This is a genomic window from Virgisporangium ochraceum (assembly GCF_016863655.1).
In the GTDB taxonomy this organism is placed as follows: Bacteria; Actinomycetota; Actinomycetes; order Mycobacteriales; family Micromonosporaceae; genus Virgisporangium; species Virgisporangium ochraceum.
In genome coordinates, this window is sequence record NZ_BOPH01000126.1 from 33607 (window position 1) to 54150 (window position 20544).

Annotated in this window: 8 protein-coding genes; all 8 read right to left on the bottom strand. The window is 74.0% G+C overall.

Annotated elements, in window-relative coordinates; genetic code table 11:
- Nucleotides 1-7: 7 nt before the first annotated feature.
- The 8 genes from Voc01_RS43900 to Voc01_RS43935 all read right to left on the bottom strand — a co-directional run bounded on the left by Voc01_RS43900 (nt 8) and on the right by Voc01_RS43935 (nt 20447).
- On the bottom strand, nt 8-1081 hold the full coding sequence (locus Voc01_RS43900; RefSeq protein ID WP_203933686.1) for a pyridoxal-phosphate dependent enzyme: 1074 nt from the start codon (nt 1079-1081) through the stop codon (nt 8-10).
- Nucleotides 1078-11043: a non-ribosomal peptide synthetase gene (locus Voc01_RS43905; protein WP_203933687.1), complete on the bottom strand. Its 9966-nt coding sequence runs from the start codon at nt 11041-11043 to the stop codon at nt 1078-1080. The genes Voc01_RS43900 and Voc01_RS43905 overlap by 4 nt, the downstream gene beginning before the upstream one ends.
- Nucleotides 11040-12524 carry a condensation domain-containing protein gene (locus Voc01_RS43910; RefSeq protein ID WP_203933688.1) on the bottom strand — a complete coding sequence of 495 codons (1485 nt, stop codon included), beginning with the start codon at nt 12522-12524 and terminating at the stop codon, nt 11040-11042. Before Voc01_RS43910 ends, Voc01_RS43905 begins: the two co-directional genes overlap by 4 nt.
- Nucleotides 12521-13852, bottom strand: coding sequence for a glycosyltransferase (locus Voc01_RS43915; protein WP_203933689.1), 1332 nt, complete (start codon nt 13850-13852; stop codon nt 12521-12523). Before Voc01_RS43915 ends, Voc01_RS43910 begins: the two co-directional genes overlap by 4 nt.
- Nucleotides 13849-15702, bottom strand: a complete 1854-nt coding sequence (locus tag Voc01_RS43920; protein WP_203933690.1) for an HAD-IIIC family phosphatase — start codon at nt 15700-15702, stop codon at nt 13849-13851. The genes Voc01_RS43915 and Voc01_RS43920 overlap by 4 nt, the downstream gene beginning before the upstream one ends.
- A 532-nt stretch (nt 15703-16234) precedes the next feature.
- Nucleotides 16235-16891, bottom strand: a complete 657-nt coding sequence (locus tag Voc01_RS43925; RefSeq protein WP_203933691.1) for an NADPH-dependent F420 reductase — start codon at nt 16889-16891, stop codon at nt 16235-16237.
- Between the two features lie 51 nt (nt 16892-16942).
- Complete coding sequence (locus tag Voc01_RS43930) at nt 16943-19027, bottom strand: alpha-galactosidase (RefSeq protein WP_203933692.1); 2085 nt, start codon at nt 19025-19027, stop codon at nt 16943-16945.
- 97 nt (nt 19028-19124) lie between these two features.
- The gene (locus tag Voc01_RS43935; protein WP_203933693.1) at nt 19125-20447 is read right to left on the bottom strand and encodes an aspartate aminotransferase family protein; all 1323 of its coding nucleotides are present in this window, start codon (nt 20445-20447) and stop codon (nt 19125-19127) included.
- Between the last annotated feature and the right edge of the window lie 97 nt (nt 20448-20544).

A 20544-nucleotide genomic window follows, 5' to 3' on the forward strand; every position in this document is an offset into this window, starting at 1 on the left:
CCCCTGACTATCCGGTCTTCAGCCCGCTTCCGGTCAGCGGTACCAGGATCTCGGCGATCTCGGCGTCGAAGCGGCGCCGGAGCTCGCCCAGTGCCGCCACCGCCACCGCTCCGGTGGGTTCGACCAGGAGACCGGCGGCGGCGAGGTCGCGTTGGGCGGCGCCGATCGCGGCGTCGCTGACCGTGAGCACGGCACCGCCCGTGGACCGCACCACGCGCAGCAGGTCGCGTCCCCGCACCGGCGACGCCGTGCGGATGCCCTCCGCGACGGTCGGCCGCTCGTCCACTGTGGACGGATCGGCGGCGCCGGACCGCCACGCGGCCGCGACCGGTGCGCACGCCGCGGCCTGCACGGCGACCATCCGCGGCATCCGACCGGCGAGCCCGGCCCCGACGAGTGCCCGGAACCCGTGTGCCAGGCCGAGGAACAGGTTGCCCTGGCCGACCGGGCACGCCACCACCGCGGGCAGCCGCCGCCCGTGCTGCTCCCAGATCTCCCACGCGCAGGTGCGGTGGCCCAGCAGGAACGCCGGATGCCAGACGTGGCTGGCGTAGACGCCCCGGGTGTCGCCGCGGGCGGCGGTGTAGGCCGCCGACCGGGGGCCGGGCACCGGCACCACGTCGGCGCCCGCGGCCGCGATCTGCCGCAGCTTCGCCGCGCTCGCGGTCGCCGGCACGTACACGCGGGCGGTGACCCCGGCGGCGGCCGCGTACGCCGCGATCGACGCGCCGGCGTTGCCGGAGGAGTCCTCGACCAGGTGGTCGGCGCCGTGGGTCACGAGGTGGCTCACGGCGGCCGACGTGCCTCTGTCCTTGTAGGAGGCCGTGGGATTCAGGTGCTCCAGCTTCGCGAGGAACGACCCGCCGGGCAGGTGCACGGGCACGAGCGGGGTCGCGCCCTCGCCGAGGGTCACCACGGGTTTCACCGGTAGCATCGCGGCGTAGCGCCACATCGACCAGGTGCCGGTGTCGATGGAGCCGGGGTCGAACGGTGGCAGGTCGGTGAAGTCGTGTGGCGCGCCGCAGTCCGGGCAGCGCCACGCGAGTGGGTCGGTGACGTCGTGGCCCGCCGCGCACCTCATCGCCGGTCCCCCACCGCGATCTCCTCGTCGGGCTGGGCGTCCGGCGTGTCGGAGTCGAGGCGGCGCAGCCGCGGGTAGGCGTACCCGGCCGCGTTCACCAGAACCGTCAGGACACCGATGACCACGAGCAGCAGCGCCACTCCGCGGCCCGGACCGGTGCCGAGGAGACCGCCGGCGAGCGCGCCGCCCGGTGCGAACAACGGCTCGAACACGTCGTCGGCCAGCGGCCCGGCGAGCAGGAAGCCGACCGGCATCGTGGAGAACGCGACCATCTGATTGATCGCGAACACCCGACCGTGCAGGTGGTGCGGCACCTTCACCTGGATCAGCACCGTGTAGCAGGCGTTGCTCACGGCGAGCGTCGCCCAGAAGCCGAACATGCCGGCCGCCATGAGCGGGACGCCCGACCCGAGGCCCAGCACCGCGATGAACACGCCACCGGCCAGCGCGTAGCCGAGGATGCCGTGCATCAACTTCGCCGGTCCGCCCCACACCGCCATCGCGAGCCCGCCGGCCAGCGCGCCGACGCCACCGGCGGCCATCACGACCCCGAGCGCGCCCGGGTCGTCGATGGTACGCAGCACCAGCGGCGTCACCAGGACGCCGAGCATCGCGAGCAGCACGTTGCACGCCGCGGCCTGCACCAGCAGCGCCATGATGCCGTGCCGCGCCGTGATGTACCGGAACCCGCCCGCGATCTCGGCCCGGATCGACTCGCGCCGCCGCCAGGGCAACGCGTTCGGGAACCGCAGCAGGAGCAGCACCAGCACCGACACCGAGAACGTCACGACGTCGACGAGGATGACGCCGGCGAGCCCGATCGTCACCACGAGCGCGCCGGCCAGCAGCGGCGCCAGCACCTGCGAGCCGGCGTCGAGGCTCATCGCGAATCCGTTGGCGCGGGCCAGGTACCGCTTAGGGATGAGCTGCGGCACCGCGGACAGGTACGCCGGTCGCTGGAACGCCGAGCACACCGACGACCACGACAGCACCACGAAGAGATGCCAGGGTCTCAGGTCACCCGACCAGATCAGGGCGGCCAGCACGAGCGTCCCGACGCCGGCGCCGAGGTCGGCGAGCAGCATGACCTTCCGCCGGTCGGCGCGGTCGACGACCGCGCCGGCGAACGGCGACACCACGATGCCCGGCGCCAGCGCGCACGCGGCGATCAGCCCGAGCAGCGTCACCGACCCGGTCTTCTGGAACATCCACACGCCGAGCGCGAACGAGGTCATGCCGGAGCCGAGCAGCGACACGAACTGGCTCGCGGCGACGGCGGCGAACGTCCCGAAGCCGCGGCGCGGCGCCGGGTCCGTCGTCTTCTGGGCGGACCCGGACCGCAGGCCGCCGATCACCTCCGCGACCGACGCGGCCCGGTGCTTGAGGAAGTAGTGTCCGGAGCGCTCCAGGACCACGAGGTCGACCGAGTCGCTGTAGGACTCCCACTCGCGGAACCGTTCGGCGTGGTACTCGGTCAGCGGGTCGCGGTCGCCGACGACGCACACGATCGGCGCGGCGAGCCGGCGGTGGCCCGGGTCGTGGAGGGTGCGGGTGAAGTAGTCCTCGGCGGCCGTCGAGTCGTGGCGCAGGTTCCGGATGATCTGGCGGACCTCGTCGGGGGTGAGCCCGTCGCCGAAGCCGCCCATCGACCGGAAGAACGTCTGGTACGTGCGGTCGCTCTGGAACCGGTCGAGGGTCAGCCGGCCGAGCAGCTTCCCGGGCAGCCGGGTGCTCGGGAACGCCGCGGCGACGTACACCGCGTGCAACGGCCGGCCGGCGTCCTCGAGCCGCCGGGCGATCTCGATCGCGAACGCGCTCCCGGAGCAGTGCCCGTACACGGCGACCGGACCGTCCACGGTGGACAGGATCTCGTCGGCGACGGCGCCGGCGACCACCTCCAGCGGCAGCGCCTCCTCGTCGGGCCGGGTCACCTCGTGTCCGGGCAGCGCGACCCCGTACAGCGCGTACCCGGCCGGCAGCGCGGCGGCCAGCGGCTGGAAGCTGATCGGGCTGCCGCCCGCGTACGGCACACACACCACCGACAGCGTCCGCGGCGCGCCCGGTGGGGTGAGCTCGTGCAGCAGGCCGGTTCCGGCGTCGTCGGTCGCCAGCACCGCGGCGAGCGCGGCGACGGTGGGCGCGCGGAACAGGTCCAGCACCCGCATGCCCGACCCGACGAGCCGGGCGACCGACACCGCGGCGAACGAGTCGCCTCCGAGGTCGAAGAAGTGGTCGGTGCGACCGACCCGCTCGACGCCGAGCACCTCGGCGAACGCGTCGGCGACGCGCCGTTCGGCGTCGGTGGCCGGTGGTTCGTACCGGGCCGAGGGCGCCGGCGCGGGTGGTGCGGGCAGCGCGCCGCGGTCGACCTTTCCGTTGGCGGTCAACGGCATCGCGGCGACCTCGACCAGGACGGCCGGCACGAGGTGCTCGGGCAGGCGCTCGCGCAGGGTCGCCCGGAACGCCTCCAGGTCGAGGACGTCGCCGGCCAGGTATCCGACGAGGCGGGTGGAGTCGGCGACGACCGCCGCGGCGGTGACCCCCGGCAGCTCCCGCAGGTGCGCCTCGACCTCGCCGGGCTCGACCCGCAGGCCGCGGATCTTCACCTGCTGGTCGAGGCGGCCGAGGAACACCAGCGTCCCGTCGCGACGCAACCGTCCGCGGTCGCCGGTGCGGTACATCCGGCCGCCGGCGGGGTCGGGCCGGAACCGTTCGTCGGTCTGCTCCCGGTCGTTCAGGTAGCCGGCGGTCACGCCGGTGCCGCCGATCCACACCTCGCCGGGCACGCCGGCGGGCACCGGCCGCTGCCGGTGGTCGAGCACGTGGATCCGGCACCCGTCGATCGGGCCGCCCACCGGCAGCGGCTCGGCCGGGTCGCCGCCCGGCTCCGCGACGTGGAAGGTCGACGTCATCGTGCACTCGGTCGGCCCGTACTGGTTGACGACCGTCGACTGTGGACCGAACAACGCGTGCGCGTCGGCGACGTCGCGGCGGTACATGCGTTCACCGCTGCACAGCAGCAGCCGCACGGTGTTCCCGTCGACCGGCTCGCCGCTCGCGACCATTCCGCGCAGCAGCGTCGGCACCACCGACAGCAGGCACGTGACCCGGTGCCGCCGCACCGCCGCCAGCATCGCGGCCGGCTCCTTCGCGTCCTCGGGCCGCAGCAGCACCACGGTCGCGCCCACGGTGAGCGGACCGAGGAGATCGCGCACCGACGCGTCGAACGCGATCCCGGCCACCTGCAGCACGGTGTCCGACGTCGACACACCGAACCGGCGCGTCACGAACGACAGGTAGTTCACCGCGCCGCGGTGGTGGCACAGCACGCCCTTGGGTACGCCGGTCGAGCCGGAGGTATGCACCACGTAGGCGAGGTCGTCGGGGCCGGCCAGCGGCGTCGGGTCCTCGGCCGGCTCGTCGCCGCAGTCGGCGGGGTGCAGCCGCGGCCCGTCGAACGGCACCGGCACGACCGCGTCGGTGACCAGCAGCACCGGCCGGGCCCGGTCGAGCACGGCGGCGAGGCGGGCCGTCGGGTGCGTGGTGTCGAGGGGGACGTACGCGCCGCCGGCCTTGAGCACGCCGAGCACCGCGACCACGAGGTCGACCGACCGCTCCACGGCGACGGCCACGAGCGTGCCCGGCCGGACCCCGCGCCGGCGCAGCCCGTGCGCCAACCGGTTCGCGCGGGCGTTCAGGTCGGCGTAGGTGACCCGTCCGGCGCCGGTCACCAGCGCGGTGGCGTGCGGGGTGCGGGCGACCTGGTCCTCGAACAGCCCGCCCAGCGTGGTGGTCGGCGGGTCCGCTCTCACGGCGGCCGTCACGGCGACCCCGCCCAGCGGCAGGTCGAGCCAGTCCCGGTCGGGGTCGTCGGTGATCGCGGCGAGCAGGGCCACGTACCGGTCGACGAGGTCGGCGGCGGTGCCGGGCTCGAACAGGTCGGCGCGGTAGGTGACGTAGAGGTCCAGCCCACCGGGGTGGCGGGTGGCCGTCATCGAGACGTCCGCCTTGGTGGTGGTCAGCTCGTGGCCGAGGTGGTCGACCTCGACGCCGGGCAGCCGCAGCGGCGGGCCGTCGGCCTCGATCACGTTGAACATCGCCTGGAACAGCGGCGAGTGGGCGAGGCTGCGCGGCGGGTTCAGCACGTCGACGAGCCGCTCGAACGGCAGGTCGGCGTGGCTCAGCGCGTCGAGCACCACGCCCTTCGTCGCGCCGACCAGTTCGCGGAATGTCTGCCCCGGCAGCGGCCGCACCCGGAGCACCAGCGTGTTCAGCAGGCAGCCGACCACCCGTTGCAGGTCCGGCGCCTCGCGGCCGGCCACCGGCGCGCCGACGGACACGTCGTGCTGGCCGCTGAACCGGGCCAGCAGCACCGCGTAGGCGGCGAGCAGCGTCATGAAGCCGGTGGCGCCCTCGGCGGCCGACAACCGGTCGAGCCGGCCGGACACGTCGGCCGGCACCCGCCGCCACACCGTGCCGCCGTCGGGTCGCTGCACCGGCGGGCGGGGCCGGTCGGTCGGCAGATCGAGCACCTCGGGCGCGCCGGCGAGCGCGGCGCGCCAGAACTCCGTCGCCACCGCCTCCCGTCCGGTGGTCAGCCGCTCCCACTGCCAGGCCGCGACGTCGCCGTGCGACACCATCGGCGGCGGCAGGTCGTGGCCGCCGTAGGCCAGGGCCAGCTCCTCGAACAGGATCCGGCCCGACCAGTCGTCGGTGATGCTGTGGTGCACGACCAGCGAGAGCACGTGGTCGTCGGGCGCCAGCCGGAGCACCCGCAGCCTCCACAGTGGACCGGCGGCGAGGTCGAAGGGCGCGGCCACGTCGTCGTGGGCGAGGGCGCGGGCCGCGTCGAGGTCGGCCACGTCGGTGACGGTCAGCGGCCGTTCCGCGGGGTCCGCGACGCGCTGGACCGGTGGGTCGCCGACGTAGCTGACCCGCAGCGCCTCGTGCCGTCCACACAGGACGTTCCAGGCCCGCTCCAGGGCGGCGAGGTCGAGCGGGCCGCGCAGGCGCAGGAGGTCGGGGACGTTGAGCGTCCCCGTTCCCGGCTCCAGCTGCTCCAGGAACCACATCCGCCGCTGCACCGGCGACAGCGGAGCGTCCACACCGGACGGTCGCCGCGGGATCACCACCCCGGGGCCCGCCGCGGCGCCGCCGTCGACCAGCCCGGCCAGCGCCGCGACGGTGCCGAGATCGAACACCGCGCGCAGCGGAAGCTCCACGCCCAGTTCGGCCCGCACGGCCGCGACGAACCGGGCCGCCAGCAACGAGTGCCCGCCCAGCCCGACGAACGAGTCGTCGCCGCCGACCCGGTCGACGCCGAGCAGCCGCCGCCAGATGTCGGCCAACGCGCGCTGCGTCGGGCCGGCCGGCTCGACGTAGGGCACCCCGGCGAGCTCCGAGGGGTCCGGTGCCGGCAGCGCGCGCCGGTCGACCTTGCCGCTGGCGTTGAGCGGCAGCCGGGGCACGGTGAGGTACGCGGCCGGCACCATGTATTCGGGCAGCCGGGCGCGGACCGCCCCGGGATCGGGCGCCTCCCCGACCACGTACGCGACGAGCTGGAGCTGGCCGGTGCGGCCCGGCCACGCGGCCACCGCGCAGTCGGAGACGCGGGGCAGGTCGCGCAGCACCGCCTCGATCTCGCCGGGTTCGATGCGGTAGCCCCGGATCTTCAGCTGTCCGTCGACACGGCCGAGCAGATCGATCGCGCCGTCCGGGCGGCGGCGGGCCAGGTCGCCGGTGCGGTAGACCCGCCGACCGGCGCGCAGCGGGTCGGGTCCGAACCGGGCGGCGGTCTGCTCCGCGTCGGTGTAGCCGCGCGCCACCCCGTCGCCGCCGACCACCAGCTCGCCGGTGACCCCGACGGGCGTCGGGCGGTCGAACGCGTCGAGCACGTCGGCGGTCATGCCGGGCATCGGCCAGCCGATGGGCATCGGCGCCGCCGGATCGCCCGGGGGCACCGGCCCGGCGTAGGCGGTGCTGTCGATCGCGGCCTCGGTGACGCCGTACGAGTTGACGACCGTCGTGTGTGGACCGACGAGCTCGACCAGCTCCGCGTAGTCGCGGACGAACACCTGGTCGGAGCCGACGACGAGGAGGTCGAGCCCGTCGAGCCTTCCCCCCGTGGCGCGCAGGTGCTCGGCGAGCAGCCGCGCGACCGCCGGCACCAGCTCCACCATCGAGATCCGGTGGGCCACGACGACCGCGGCGAGGGCGGCCGGGTCGAGCACCGTTTCGCGTGGGCAGAACACGACCGTGCCGCCGCTGCACAGGCCGCGCATCAGGTCGGAGGTGAAGACGTCGAAGCCGAGGTCGGCGATCTGAAGCAGCCGCGGCGCCGCCAGGCCGAACTGCGCGCGCCACGCGCGGTAGGTGTTGGCCAGGTTCGCGTGGGTGACCCGCACGCCCTTGGGAACGCCGGTCGAGCCGGACGTGTAGATGACGTAGGCGAGCCGGTCGCCGCCGAGCACGGGCAGGGCGTCGCCGGGCTCCACCGTCGCGAGGTCCACCGTGGACACTCCGGGCGGCAGGGCGCACGCTCCCGCGGTCACCGCGAACCGCACCCCGGCGTCGGCGAGCTGGGCCTCGACGCGGGCCGCCGGCGCGGCCGTGCTCACCGGCACGTACGCGGCACCCGCGGCGAGCACGCCGAGCACGGCCACCGCCGCCGCCGACGTGCGCTCCAGGTGCACCGCCACCGGCTCCTCGGGCCGCACGCCCAGCCCGGTGAGGTGCCGGGCCAGGCCCGCGGCCCGTGCGACAAGCTCCCCGTAGGTCGTGGTGGTGCCGTCGGGGTCGACGAGCGCCACCGCGCCGGCCGGCTGCGCGGCGACCAGCGCCAGCACCGGCTCCGCCGGATCCGTGGGCGGGGGCGGGTTCCAGCCCTCGACCGCGCGGTGCCGCTCGTCGGCGGTCAGCAGCGGCAGGCGCCCGATCGGGTCGTCGGGCGCGTCGGCCATCGCCTCGCACAGGGTGCGCAGGTGGGTCGCGAGCCGGTGCGCGGTCGCCCCGTCGTACCGGTCGGCGCGGTACTCGACGGTGACCTGCAGCCCGTCCGGCACGTGGCCCGCCTGCAGCGACAGGTCGAACATGACGTCGTCGAACTCGTGGTGCCACCGGTCGGCCGCGAGGCCGCCGAACCCCGTCACAGGGCCGGTGTCGTCCTCGATCATCAGGCAGGCGTAGCGCAGCGGCGGGTGGTCGGGGTCCTTGATGAGGTCGTAGGGCACGTCCTGCACGACGACGGCGTTGACGACCGCGGCCCGTACCCGGGACAGCAGGTCGCGGAAGCTCGTCGCCGTGATGTCGGTGGCGCGCGCCGGCAGGGTCTGCACGAACGAGCCGATGAGGTCGGCCAGCTGCGGATGCGGGCGGCCGGCGACCACGACGCCGACGGTGAGGTCGTCGCAACCGGTGTAGCGCGACAGCAGCGCGGTGAAGCCGGTGATGAGCACGTGGAACGGCGTGATGCCGGTACCGGCGGCGCGCAGCCGGTCGACGAGGGCGGTCGGCAGCACGGTGGTCAGCTTCGCGCCGCGGGCCGGGCCGCCGGGCGGTGCGGGCACCGCGGCGACCACGGCGTCGGGCCGGTCGCCGGCGAGCTTCTCGCGCCACACCGCGATCGCGGCGTCGAGGTCGCCGTCGTCGACGCGGCGCCGCTCCCAGGCGGCGAAGTCGAGGTACTGCACCGGAAGGTCCGGCAGCGCGTCGCCGCCGCCGGCGCGTCGCGCGTAGTGCGCGCCGAGCTCCTCCAGCGCGGTCGCCAGCGACCAGCCGTCGATTGCGATGTGATGCCACACCGTGAGCAGCAGGTGCTCGCGCTCACCGGTGCGCGCGAGGGTCGCGCGCAGCAGGGGCCCGCGGCCCAGGTCGAAGCGCTCGCGCCAGAGCCGGTCGGCCTCGGCGTGCGCCGCCGCGTCGGCGTCGGGTCCGTCGCGCAGGTCGAGGTCCGCGACCGGCACCGTGACCGTCGGCAGCACGATCTGGCACGGTTCGCCGTCGACCTCGACGAAGACCGTACGCAGCATCTCGTGCCGGGCGACCAGGTCGGCGAAGGCGCCGGCCAGCGCCTCGCGGTCGAGGTCGCCGCGCAGGCGCAGCCCGGCGAACGTGTTGAGCATCAACCGGTCGGGGTTGAGCCGCTCGGCGAGCCACATGCTCAGCTGGCTGTAGGAGCAGCGGTGCGCGGCGCCGTCCACACGGTCGATCACGGGGATCGTCGCGAGCGCCGACTCCTCGACGACGGTGTGGTCGACGGCGTCCGCGAGCCCCGCGACGGTCGGGTGGGCGAACACCAGCCCGACGGGCACGGGCCGGCCCAGCGCGCGGTTCAGCTCGGCGGCCACCGCCATCGCCTGCAGCGAATGGCCGCCGGCGGCGAAGACATCGTCGTCGGCACCGAGCCGGGCGAGTCCGAGCGCCTGCCGCCACACGCGGGCGACGGCGATCTCGGTAGGAGTCACCGGTTCCCGGGTGGTGCCGGCGGTGTCGGGCGCGGGCAGCGCCTTGCGGTCGAGCTTGCCGTTGGGCGTCACCGGGAGCCGGTCGAGCACGACGATCGGTCCGGGCACCATCGCGGGCGGCAGGTCGGCCGCCAGGAACGCGCGGAGGTCCTGCACCGCGACGGTGTCCCGCAGGCTCACGTACCCGACGAGCACCGGGTCGCCGGCCGGGTCGGGCCGCACGACGACCGCCGCCTCCACCACCGCGGGGTGACGCAGCAGCGCCGCCTCGATCTCGCCCGGCTCGATGCGGTGTCCGCGCAGCTTCAGCTGGTCGTCGAACCGGCCGAGGTACTCCAGTGTCCCGTCGGGCCGCCACCGCACCTGGTCGCCGGTGCGGTAGAGGCGGCCGTCGGCGAACGGGTCGGGCACGAACCGCTCCGCGGTGAGCCCGGGTCGGCGCAGGTACTCCCGCGCCACGCCGGCGCCGCCGATGTACAGCTCGCCGGGCACGCCGATCGGCAGGATCCCGCGGTCGGGATCGAGCACCCACACCACGGTGCGGTCGATCGGTCGCCCGATCGACACGTGGTCGGGGTTGTCCGGCACGTCCCAGCACGTCGACCAGATCGTCGTCTCGGTGGGGCCGTACATGTTCACCAGCCGGCCGACCCGTTCGCGCAGCCGTCGCGCGAGCGGCAGCGGCAGCGCCTCGCCGCCGACGAGCGCCACCAGGTCGGGCCGGTCGAGGCCGGCCGCGAGCAGCAGCCGCCACGCCGACGGGGTCGCCTGCACGTGGGTCACGCGTCGTTCGTCCACAAGGGACACCACGGCGGCGCCGTCGTGGCCGGCGACCCCGCTCACGACGACGGTTCCGCCGGTGGTGAGCGGCAGGTACAGCTCCAGCCCGGAGATGTCGAACGCGAGCGAGGTGCTGGCGAGCCACCGGTGTTCGGGCCCGCCGCCGAACACGCGCCGCATCGCGGTCACGAAGTTCGCGAGCGCGTCGTGCTCGACCACCACGCCCTTCGGCCGCCCGGTCGACCCCGACGTGTAGATGACGTACGCCGCGTCGGCGCCGCCGGGCGCGGGGTGGTCGGCAGGGTCCGGGCCGTCTGCGGCGTCTTCGATCAATGTGACGGGCACAGCACCGTCCGGAACGACCGGGCGGGTGCCGCGGGTGGCGACGACGGCCTGTGCCCGCGCGTCCTCCAGCACCATCGCGGTGCGCGCCGGTGGGTAGGCCGGGTCGAGCGGCAGGTACGCCGCGCCGGTCAGCCATACCGCGAGCGGCGCGACCACCAGGTGCTCCGACCGGTCGACGCAGACCGCGACGAGCCCGCCCGGCCCGGCACCGCCGGCCCGCAACCGGGTCGCGAGCGCCCGCGCCCGGGCGAGCGTGTCCCGGTAGGACAGTGTGACGTCACCGGCGAGCACCGCGGTCGCGTCCGGCGTACGGGTCACCTGTGCGAGGAAGCGGTCGAGCACCGTACCGGTGTCGACTGTGGACAGAACTGTCATGCTCCGGGTCCCCGTCCCCACGCTCGCAGGGTCTCCAGCTCGTCGGCCGGCAGCATCGGCGCGGCCGACACCCGCCGGCCCTGGTCGGCGTAGAGGGCCGCGCCGAGCGTGGTCAGGTGCCGGCCGAGCGCCGCCACCGCCTCCGGCGCGAACCGGTCGGCCGGATACTCGAAGGCCGCGTCGACGGTGCCGGTGTGCTGCGGCACCGCCACCAGCGTCAGGTCGAGGTCGTCGTGGTCGGCGCTGACCGGCAGCACCTCGGCGCCGAGGCCGTGCCAGGCGGCGTGCTGGTACGCGTGGTTGTGCAGGTTGACCGCGACCTGCACCAGCGGCGGCCGTCCCACGACCCGCGGCGGCCCGGCAGTCGCCACGACGGTCTCGAACGGCGCGTCCTGATGGGCCAGCGCTCCGGCGAACGCCACGCGCACCCGGACCGCCGCCTCCGCGAAGGCCGGCCGGTCGGTGAGGTCGGTACGCACCGCGACGAGGTTGGTGAAGTTGCCGACGACGCCGGCGGTCTCCGCCCGCGTGCGGCCGGCCACGAACATCCCGACCGTCTGGTCCCACCGGCCCGTGTACCGGGCCAGCAGCACCGTGAACACGGCGAGCAGCCCGGGCGCGAGGCCACCGGGTCCGCCCGGCCTCGCGGCCGCGCCGTCGATGCGGAACGGGTGGACGCCCACCGTGCGCTCCGGTGGCGTCCCGGGTCTGGGCAGCGGCAGGTCGAGCGGCTCACCGACGCCGGCCAGAACGGCCCGCCAGTAGTCGAGGGACCGGTCCAGCCGGCCGTCGCGCAGCAGGTCCCACTGCCATGCCGACACGTCGGGGTACTGCACGGCGTGCGCCGGCAGCGGCACCGGGCTCCGGCGCGCCACGGCCGTGTACACGGCCGCGAGCTCCCGCACGACGATGCCCATCGAGCCGCCGTCCATCACGAAGTGGTGGCCGACGAGCACGAGCACGTGGTCGTCGTCGCCCCGCCGCAGCAGCGCCACCCGCAGCAGTGGACCGCGTCGCAGGTCGAACCGCTCCCGCCGCAGCGCCTCGACGACCGCCGTCTGCCCACCGCCGGCGAGGTCGACCCGGCGCACCTCGACGGTCGCGTCGGCGCGTACCCGCTGGCGCACCACCGGGGTGCTGTCGTCGGCGACCGTGCGCAGCCCGTCGTGCCGGGCGACCACTGTGGACACCGCCCGCTGGAGGGCGGCCACGTCGAGCGGCCCGCTGAGCCGGATGGCCGTGGTGACGTGCAGTCCCGGGCTGTCCGGCGACAGCCCGGCCGCCAGCCACACGCGCCGCTGGGTGGGCGAGCACTCGACGGTCAGGTCGGCGGCACCCGGCGGGCGCGGCCGCGGCGCCGCCGGGCCCGCCTGCCGGCCGGACCGCTGCGCGGCCAGGCGCCGCATGAGCACGGCGCGCCGCTCGTCGGACAGCTGGCCGACGCGGCTGCGCGCGTCGGTCGGGTCGACCACCCCGGTCACAGGCTCACCCTTCCCCGGCGCTCGGCCAGCAGGGCCGCGAGCGTCTCCCGCCGGTGCGGATCCAGCCGGCGCAGCCGCGCGCCGAGGTCGTCACCGGGTTCATCCACTGTGGACGGTGCCGCCGCACCGACCCGTCCCGCGAGGCCCTCCAGCCGCTCGCACGCGGCGGCCGCGCTGTTCCGCGCGTCGACGGACGGCGCGAGGCGCCGGACGCGGTCGCGGTAGCCGGGGTCCTCGACGAGCCGGCGCAGCAGCGCGGCGGCGCCGGCCGGCTCCCAGCGGGCCGCGGGCAGCCACTCCCCCACGCCGGCCCGGCGCATCCGCGCCGCGTTGTCGGGCCGGTCGATCCCGTGTGCCAGCACCAGCTGCGGCACGCCCGAGGCGACCGCGCGGGCGCTGGTGAGCACGCCTCCGTGGTGCACGACGGCGGCCACGTGCGGCATCAGGGTCGCGAACGGCAGCGCCGGGAACCGGTGGACGCCGGGCGGCAGGTCGTCCGGCACCAGCCCGCGGTGCCGGCAGACCAGCAGGGCCGGCCGGCCGACGCGCACGCACGCGTCCACCGCGACCCGGTACCAGTCGCCGTGCAGCAACTGGCCCGACCCACCGGTGATGAGCACCGGTGCCGGGTCCAGCAGTGCCCGTACATCGTCGGGCAGCTCGCCGGACTCGGCCTCGTCGTTGAGCAGGAAGCCGGTCAGGGCCACCCCGGGCGGCGCCGGCTCGCCCGCGCGGTCGAACCACTCCGGCCACAGTCCGATGTGGAGGTCGGCCGAGCGCAGCCAGCCGCCCCAGCGGGTCACCGGCGGGAGGCCGAACCCCGCCCGCAGGTCGTTCACCGGCCCGCCGAGGCTGCGGGGGAAGATGCGCTCGTTCAGCGGCGTGGCCATGTACTGGGTCGGCGCGAGGCCGACCCACGCCACCGGCACCCCGAGCGACTCGCGCAGCATCAGCGCCGCGAGGCCCGACGTGTGCCGGGCGACCACCACGACGTCGTCCGGCGCCCGGTCGCGGATCACTTCCGCCATCCGGGTGTACTCGAACCGGATGTGGTCGAACAGTCCGTTGCGGCGGAAGAAGTCGGTGAGGTGGTCGAGGTCGGCGACGACCTCACGCAGCAGGTTGTGCGAGTCGGCGATCTGCCGGTCGTATTCCTCCCGCGTGTCGGGGGCCTCGACGCGCACGCCCGCCCGCCGCGCGGTCGCGGCGTAGAACTCGTGCGTGTACAGGGTGACGTCGTGGCCGCGGCCGACCAGCGCGCGGCCCAGCTCCACGAACGGCAGCACGTCTCCGTGGGTGCCGCTGGTGCTGAGCAGGAACGTGGTCATCGCTCGACGTCGAGCATCGCGCGGATCTCCTCGTCGGAGAGCCGGTCGAGCTCGTCGAGCAGGTCGGCCAGCTCCGCGTCGTCGGCGCGGTCGAGCTGGCGGCGGCGCACCGTGTGCGCGATGTCGGCGACCGTGAACGCGGTGGTGAACAGCTCGTCGATCGCGAGCTCCACGCCGAGCTCGTCGCGCACGGCGGTGGCGAACCGGACGATGAGCATCGAGTGCCCGCCGAGGTCGAAGAACGAGTCGTGCACCGACCTCGGCGGGAAGTCGAGCAGCCGGGCCCAGATCGCGGCGACGGCCGCCTCGACCGGGTCGTCGGTGACCACTGTGGACTCCGACGTGGTCCGATGGGCCTCGACCGCGGCGAGCACCTGCTCGGCGGTCGCCAGCGTCGTGGCCACGCGCGCCCAGTCGACGCCCGCGTCCGGTGCCTCGACCACGGTGACCGCGTCGGGCGCCGTCTCCGGCCCGTCGTCGGTGTACCGCGGGGCGACCTCGGCGGTCGCCGGCAGCTCGAACCGCGCGCCGGTCGAGGTGTCGACGCGCCGCGCGGGCAGCGACTCCAGGAACCGCAGCGCCGGCAGGTTGCGCTCCGTCGGTTCGAACGGCAGCCGGACGCGCGTGAGCCCGGCCGCGCGCGCCCGGCCGAGCAGGGTCGTGAGGATCCGGTGCTCCACACCGCGTCCGAGGACGCGGCAGCTCACCAGGAACGTCTCCACAACCAACGCGTCGCCCTCGGTGCCGGTGACCACGACGCCGACCTGGCCGTAGTCGCCGAACCGGTCGCGCACCTCGACGACGTCGCACCGCAGGCCGTCCGGCAGCGAGGCGAGCTCGGCCGGTCCGCGCCGCACCGTGGTGAGGTTGAACTGGTTGGTGCGCCGGGTCAGCTGCGCCGCGCGGGCGAGGTCGGCGTCGCCGAGCGGACGCACGTCGACCACGAGGTCGAGTGTGGCGAGAAAGCTCTCCAGCGACGGCGCGTCGGCCCGCGCGCGGTCGCGGTCACGTTCGGCGCGGTACCGGTCGGCGCGCTCGCGGTCCTCGGCCGTGACGTCGGCGACGTCCAGCGGCCAGCAGTGCCGCAGGAACGGAACCACGGCCTCGGCGTCGGCGGGCAGCGGCAGTGCCAGCGTGCCCGGGCAGCCGGCGGCTACCTCGGCGCACTCGACCGGGTTGTCGTCGAGGAACACGAAGCTGTCGACGCCCAGGGACAGTTCGGCCGCGATCTCGTGCAGGTTGGCCGACTTCGGCGCCCAGTTGACCCGCATCGCCGCCAGGTGCCCGGGGCGCAGCACCATGTCGGGGTGTCCACTGAGGACGTCGAGCACGTCGGACCCGACGTTGCGGCTGCACAGCGCGAGCAGCCGGCCGGCGGCCCGCTGGTCGAGCAGGAACTCCTGGAAGGCCCGTCGGGCCGGGCCGACCACGACACCACCCACGCCGTCCTCACCGACGACGCCGTCCCACAGCGTGTTGTCGGCGTCGACGACGATCACCTTCGGCCGCGGCGTCACGGCGGCGTGCAGCGCGCGCACGGTCACCGACGCCAGCGCCGCGAACATCGCGGGGGTGTACGGGACGTGCGCGGTGCTGTTGCCGTACGGGTCGAACCGGGCCGCGACCGGGTACTGCCGCCGCACGTCGTCCTCGGTGAGGACGCGGACCCGGGCATCGCCGGCGAACGCTGCCTCGAGGTGCTTCTCGGCCACACCGTCGTCGGTCGACACGTCGGCCGGGCAGCACACCACCAGGTGCGGTACGGGTGCCCGGTCGGCGCACGAGCGGATGGCGTGAACGAGGTCGTCGACCAGGCCGCCGGATTCGTCGCGCCACTCACCCAGGCTCACGAGAATGACATTCGCGCCGGACCGGTTCGTGGTGAGTGGACCATTCCCGGCGAGCAGCGCCTGGAATATCTGATTGTATTCGGCGAATGCGATCTCTGCCTTCATCCGCAGTGCCGACAGCCAGAAGGCGAGCGGTTCGGACAGCGGTTGAGCAGTGAAGTTGGCGACGATGGCGATGCGCCCGAAAGGTGTTCCGTCCAAAAGTCCCGACGCCTCCCCGAAGTCAACAAAGGTGCGCGGACAAAAGCCACTCCTGCACCGTGGAATCCGCGCGGCGACACTGCCGAAAAATGCCGCCTCAAACGAACCCGGGGAGGCGGGGTCGGCAGCGGCACGACAAACATAGAGTCGTCACATAGACGTGTCAACGGCCGATGGGGCAGGTGCGCAACTGTGCAATTCGTTGCGGCGTCACTGAACAAGACAAAGATTTTGTTGAATACGGAAAAAATGCGGCGAGCGCGTTCCAAATGGTCCCTGTCCGGACACGCGCCGCCGCCTTAATCGATGTATTTCGATAGCATACTTCCGGTCAGCCCCGGCCGGCCTCCGCGAGCGCGTCGCGGATCTTCTCCGCGGGTGCGGGGCCACCCGCGTACGGCACGCCGTACACCGGGGTGTCCGGCTGCTGCCGCCAGCTGTCGGCGAGAGAGCCGGTGTCGACGGCGTCGTAGCCGATCGCGTCGAGGAACGCGACGACGGCCTCTTTCGCCCGCGCGTCGTCGGCGGCGACCGGCAGGGCGCTGCGGTCGGCCGCACCCGACGGACGGGCCAGCGATCCGAGCTGGGTCCAGTTGATGTTGTTGAAGACCTTCACCACCGCGGCGTCTCCGGCGAGGTGCTCCTGGAGCAGTGCGCTGCTCGTCGTGGATCCCGCGTCCAGCTCGGCGATCCGGCCGTCGCGTTGCGGGTAGTAGTTGTTGGTGTCGAGCACCGGCTTGCCGGCGACCGCCGCGGCCGGCACCACCCGGTAGGCGTGCAGCGGGACGCTCAGCACCACGAGGTCACCCGCCTGCGCCGCCTCGGCGGGGGTCGCCGCCCGGGCCTTCGGGCCGAGGTCGGCCACGAGGTCCGCGAGCGTCTCCGGTCCGCGCGAGTTGCTGAGGACGACGTCGTAGCCGGCCGCGACGGCCAGCCGGGCGACGGTCCCGCCGATCTTTCCGCTTCCGATGAAACCAACAGTGGTCATGTCCCGCCCAACCGGGCGGACCATCCCGGGATTCCTGGGGTGTTGCCGGCGTCACACCCGTTCGAGGACGAACAGGGCGCTCGCGTAGTCGCCGCGCAGCAGCGGGCGCAGCCCGTGCCGCATGAGGAACGCGCCGCCGTACGCGGTCCCGGAGTCGACGTCGCGGTAGCGGGCGTGCGGATCGAGCCCGCGCAGGCGCACCGGCGGGTCGCCGCCGTCCTGACGCACGGTGCGGGCGAACACGAACAGCGCCACCTGCGCGCCGTCGGCGGCCACGCAGCACACGGCGAAGCGCTCGTCGTGGCGCGCCGACCCGAGGCGGTACCGGTGACCCAGCTGCACGGTGTCGCGGATCTCCTTGTACCGGGCCACGTACCCGGCCGCCTCGGCGCGCTCCCCGGCCGGCCAGCGGCCGATCGTGCCGCCGATGCCGAGGAGCCCGGTCATCGCGACGTGGAACCGGAACCGCAGCGGTACCGGCCGGTGGCTGAGGTACCCGGGCGAGTCGGTGACCCAGCACGACATCGTCAGCGGCGAGTGGACGAGCGCGTAACCCTCCTGGATGGACAGTCGCTCCAGCGCGTCGGTGTTGTCCGACGGCCACGACAGCTCGAACCGCGACAGGCTGGCGAGGTCGGCCCGTCCGCCGCCGGAGGCGCACGTCTCCAGCCACAGGTCCGGATGGGCGGCCCGGAGCCGGTCGACGACCGACCGGAACCCGGCCTCGTGGTGGAACTGGCCGGCGCCGGTGGTGTCGGTGAGCGACCGGTTCAGGTCCCACTTGAGGAAGTCGACGCGGCCCTCGCGCACCAGCCGGTCGAGCGTCCCGAACGCCCAGTCCCGCACGTCGGTCCGGCCGAAGTCGAGGCCGTAGCTGTGCCGCACCGCGGCCGGGTCCCGGTCGGGCCAGCGCATGACCCGGTCGGGGTGCGCGCGGAACAGGTCGCTGTCGGGGGTGACCGCCTCGGGTTCGACCCACAGCCCGAAGCGCATGCCGAGCGCGTGCACCTCGTCGGCCAGCGCGGCGAGCCCGTGCGGGAGCTTGGCCGGGTCGGTGCGCCAGTCGCCGAGCCCGCCGGCGTCGTCGGCACGGTCGGCGAACCAGCCGTCGTCGACGACGAACAGCTCCACACCGAGGTCGTGCGTTCGCTTCGCCAGCGCCACCTGGTCGTCGTGACGCACGTCGAAGAACGTGGACTCCCAGGAGTTGCAGAGCACCGGCCGCACCCGCGTGGGCCGCGGCAGCACGAACCCGCGCTCGTACCGGTGCCAGCGCGCGGTGAGGTCGGCGTACCCGGCGGGGCCGTACACGCCCACCGTCTCCGGCAGGTCGAGCCGCTCCCCCGGCGCGAGCACGAGCCGCAGGTCGAAGTCGTTGAGGCCGGCGGTCACGTGCGTGTGGCCGTAGCCGGACAGCTCGGCGACGAGCTTCCACGAGCCACCGTGCGCGACGGCGATGCTCCAGATCTCGCCGTGCTCCTCCGACGACGACGGGCCGTCGACCGCGAGCCACGGCTGGTGCGCGTGGCCGGGCACGCCCCGCCGCGACTCCAGCACCAGCTTGCCGACGGCGAGCACCTGCCGTCGGATGTGTGCCTCGCTCAGCCACACGTCGTCCCAGTACGACTGGCCGACCTCGGTCGGGGTGGCCGAGATGCGGACCGACACGTTCGCGGTCCGCTCGGGCGCGACCCCCTGCACGGTGACCGTCTGGAACGCCGTCGAGAACGTCGGGCTCACCGCCCGGGTGTCGAGCACGGTGTTCTCGAAGCTGGTGAACACGAGCGCCAGGATCGGCAGCGTACCGCTGGCGCCCTTCACCTTCGCGGTCACCGTGTACGTCTTCCCGGGCACCGCCACCGCGCGCGGGCTGGTGACGGTCACCGTGCCGCCGCTCACGTTGGTGATCCGCAGCGAGCCCTTGCCGGAGGCGATGTTCGCGGCGGTCGCGATGATCGCGGTGCCGCCGACGTTGCCGTCCACGGCCCAGTCGGCCGGATGGGTCGACCGGTCGCCGACGTCGAACCCGCCGTTCGGCAGCAGGTTGCCGGTCTGACCGACCACTGTGGACGGTGGCGTCTGCCCGGTCGCGGAGCCCGCCACCGCGGCGACGAGCGCGCCCACGGTGACGGTCACGAGGAGAGGTCTGGTCTTTCGCGCTTCATGAGCCCTCCGAAGGAATCCGCCAGAGGCTCACGAAACTTGATGGAACACCGTTCCATGTCAAGGAGGATCAGACGACGTTGGTGGTGCGCAGCTCCTTCAGCACGTCACGGGCGGCCTCGAGGGTGCGGTCGATCTCCTCCGAGGTGTGCGCACCGCAGACGTGGTTGCGCTTGAGCGACATCGGCAGCATCAGGAAGCCGCGCCCGGTCATGCCACGGTGGAACGCCACGTACGCGGTGTCGTTGTTGCGCATGAGGTCGCGGTAGCCGAGCACCGGCGCCTTGCAGAAGTACAGCGCGAACACGCCGCCGAAGCCGGCCGGGGTCGCCTCGATGTCCAGCTCGGTGACGATGTCGGCGAGGCCCTGCCGCATCCGCTCGCCGAAGCCGTGCGTGCGCGTGTAGAAGTCCGGGTTCGACGCCAGGTGGTCGATGGTCGCCAGCGCCGCGGCGCAGCCGACCGGGTTGCCGTTGAACGTGCCGGCCATCAGCACGTCGCCGGTGCGGCCGTTGAAGTGCTCCATCAGGTCGCGCCGGCCGGCGACGCCGCCGATCGGGAACCCGTTGGCCATGCCCTTGCCGAACGTGGTGATGTCGGGGACGATCCCGAGCACCTCCTGGTAGCCGCCGAGCGCGTGCCGGAAGCCGGTGATCACCTCGTCGAACACCAGGATCGCGCCGCGTTCGGTGGTCACGTCACGCAGGCCCTGCGCGAAGTCCTTGGTCGGCACGAGCGCGCCGACGTTGTGCGGGATGGGTTCGAGGATGACCGCGGCGATGCGGTCGGGGTACCGGTCGAACAGCTCGACCACCGAGTCGAGGTCGTTGAACTCGGCGATGAGTGTGGCGTCGACGGCCTGGTCGAGGATGCCCTTCGAGAGCGGGTCGCGCCCGTAGGCCTTGTCGGGGGCGGAGATGACGTTGCGGGCGACGGCGTCGTGCCAGCCGTGGAAGCCCCCCTGGAACTTGATGATGAGGTCCCGGTCGGTCACGGCGCGGGCCAGCCGGATCGCCTGGGCGGTGGCTTCGGACCCGCTCATGGTGGCGATCATCTGCTCGGCCGACGGGATGATCTCGACGATCCGCTCGGCGAGTGCGACCTCGACCTCGGTGACCCCGATCCCGGTGAGGTCGACGCCGTCCATCGCCGCCCGCACGGCCTCGTTGACGACCGGGGCGTTGTGGCCGAGGAGGATCGCTCCGAACGCCGCGTGGTAGTCGAGGTACCGGCGCCCGTCCGCGTCGGTCACGTAGGCACCGTCGGCCGCCACGAACGCGTAGGGCTCACCGATGTATCGGGTGGAGGAGTTCACGCCACCGGGGATCACGCGCGCGGCGGCCGCCGCGATCGCCTGCCCACGCGGAGACCGCGGAGACTCAGGTGTTGGCATGGTGGCGACGCTAAAGCAGCGTGCGACAACATGGCAAGATGTTCCATGTTTTACGCATCCGCAATCTCCGGTCGCCGCGTTGACCTTGACATGGCGT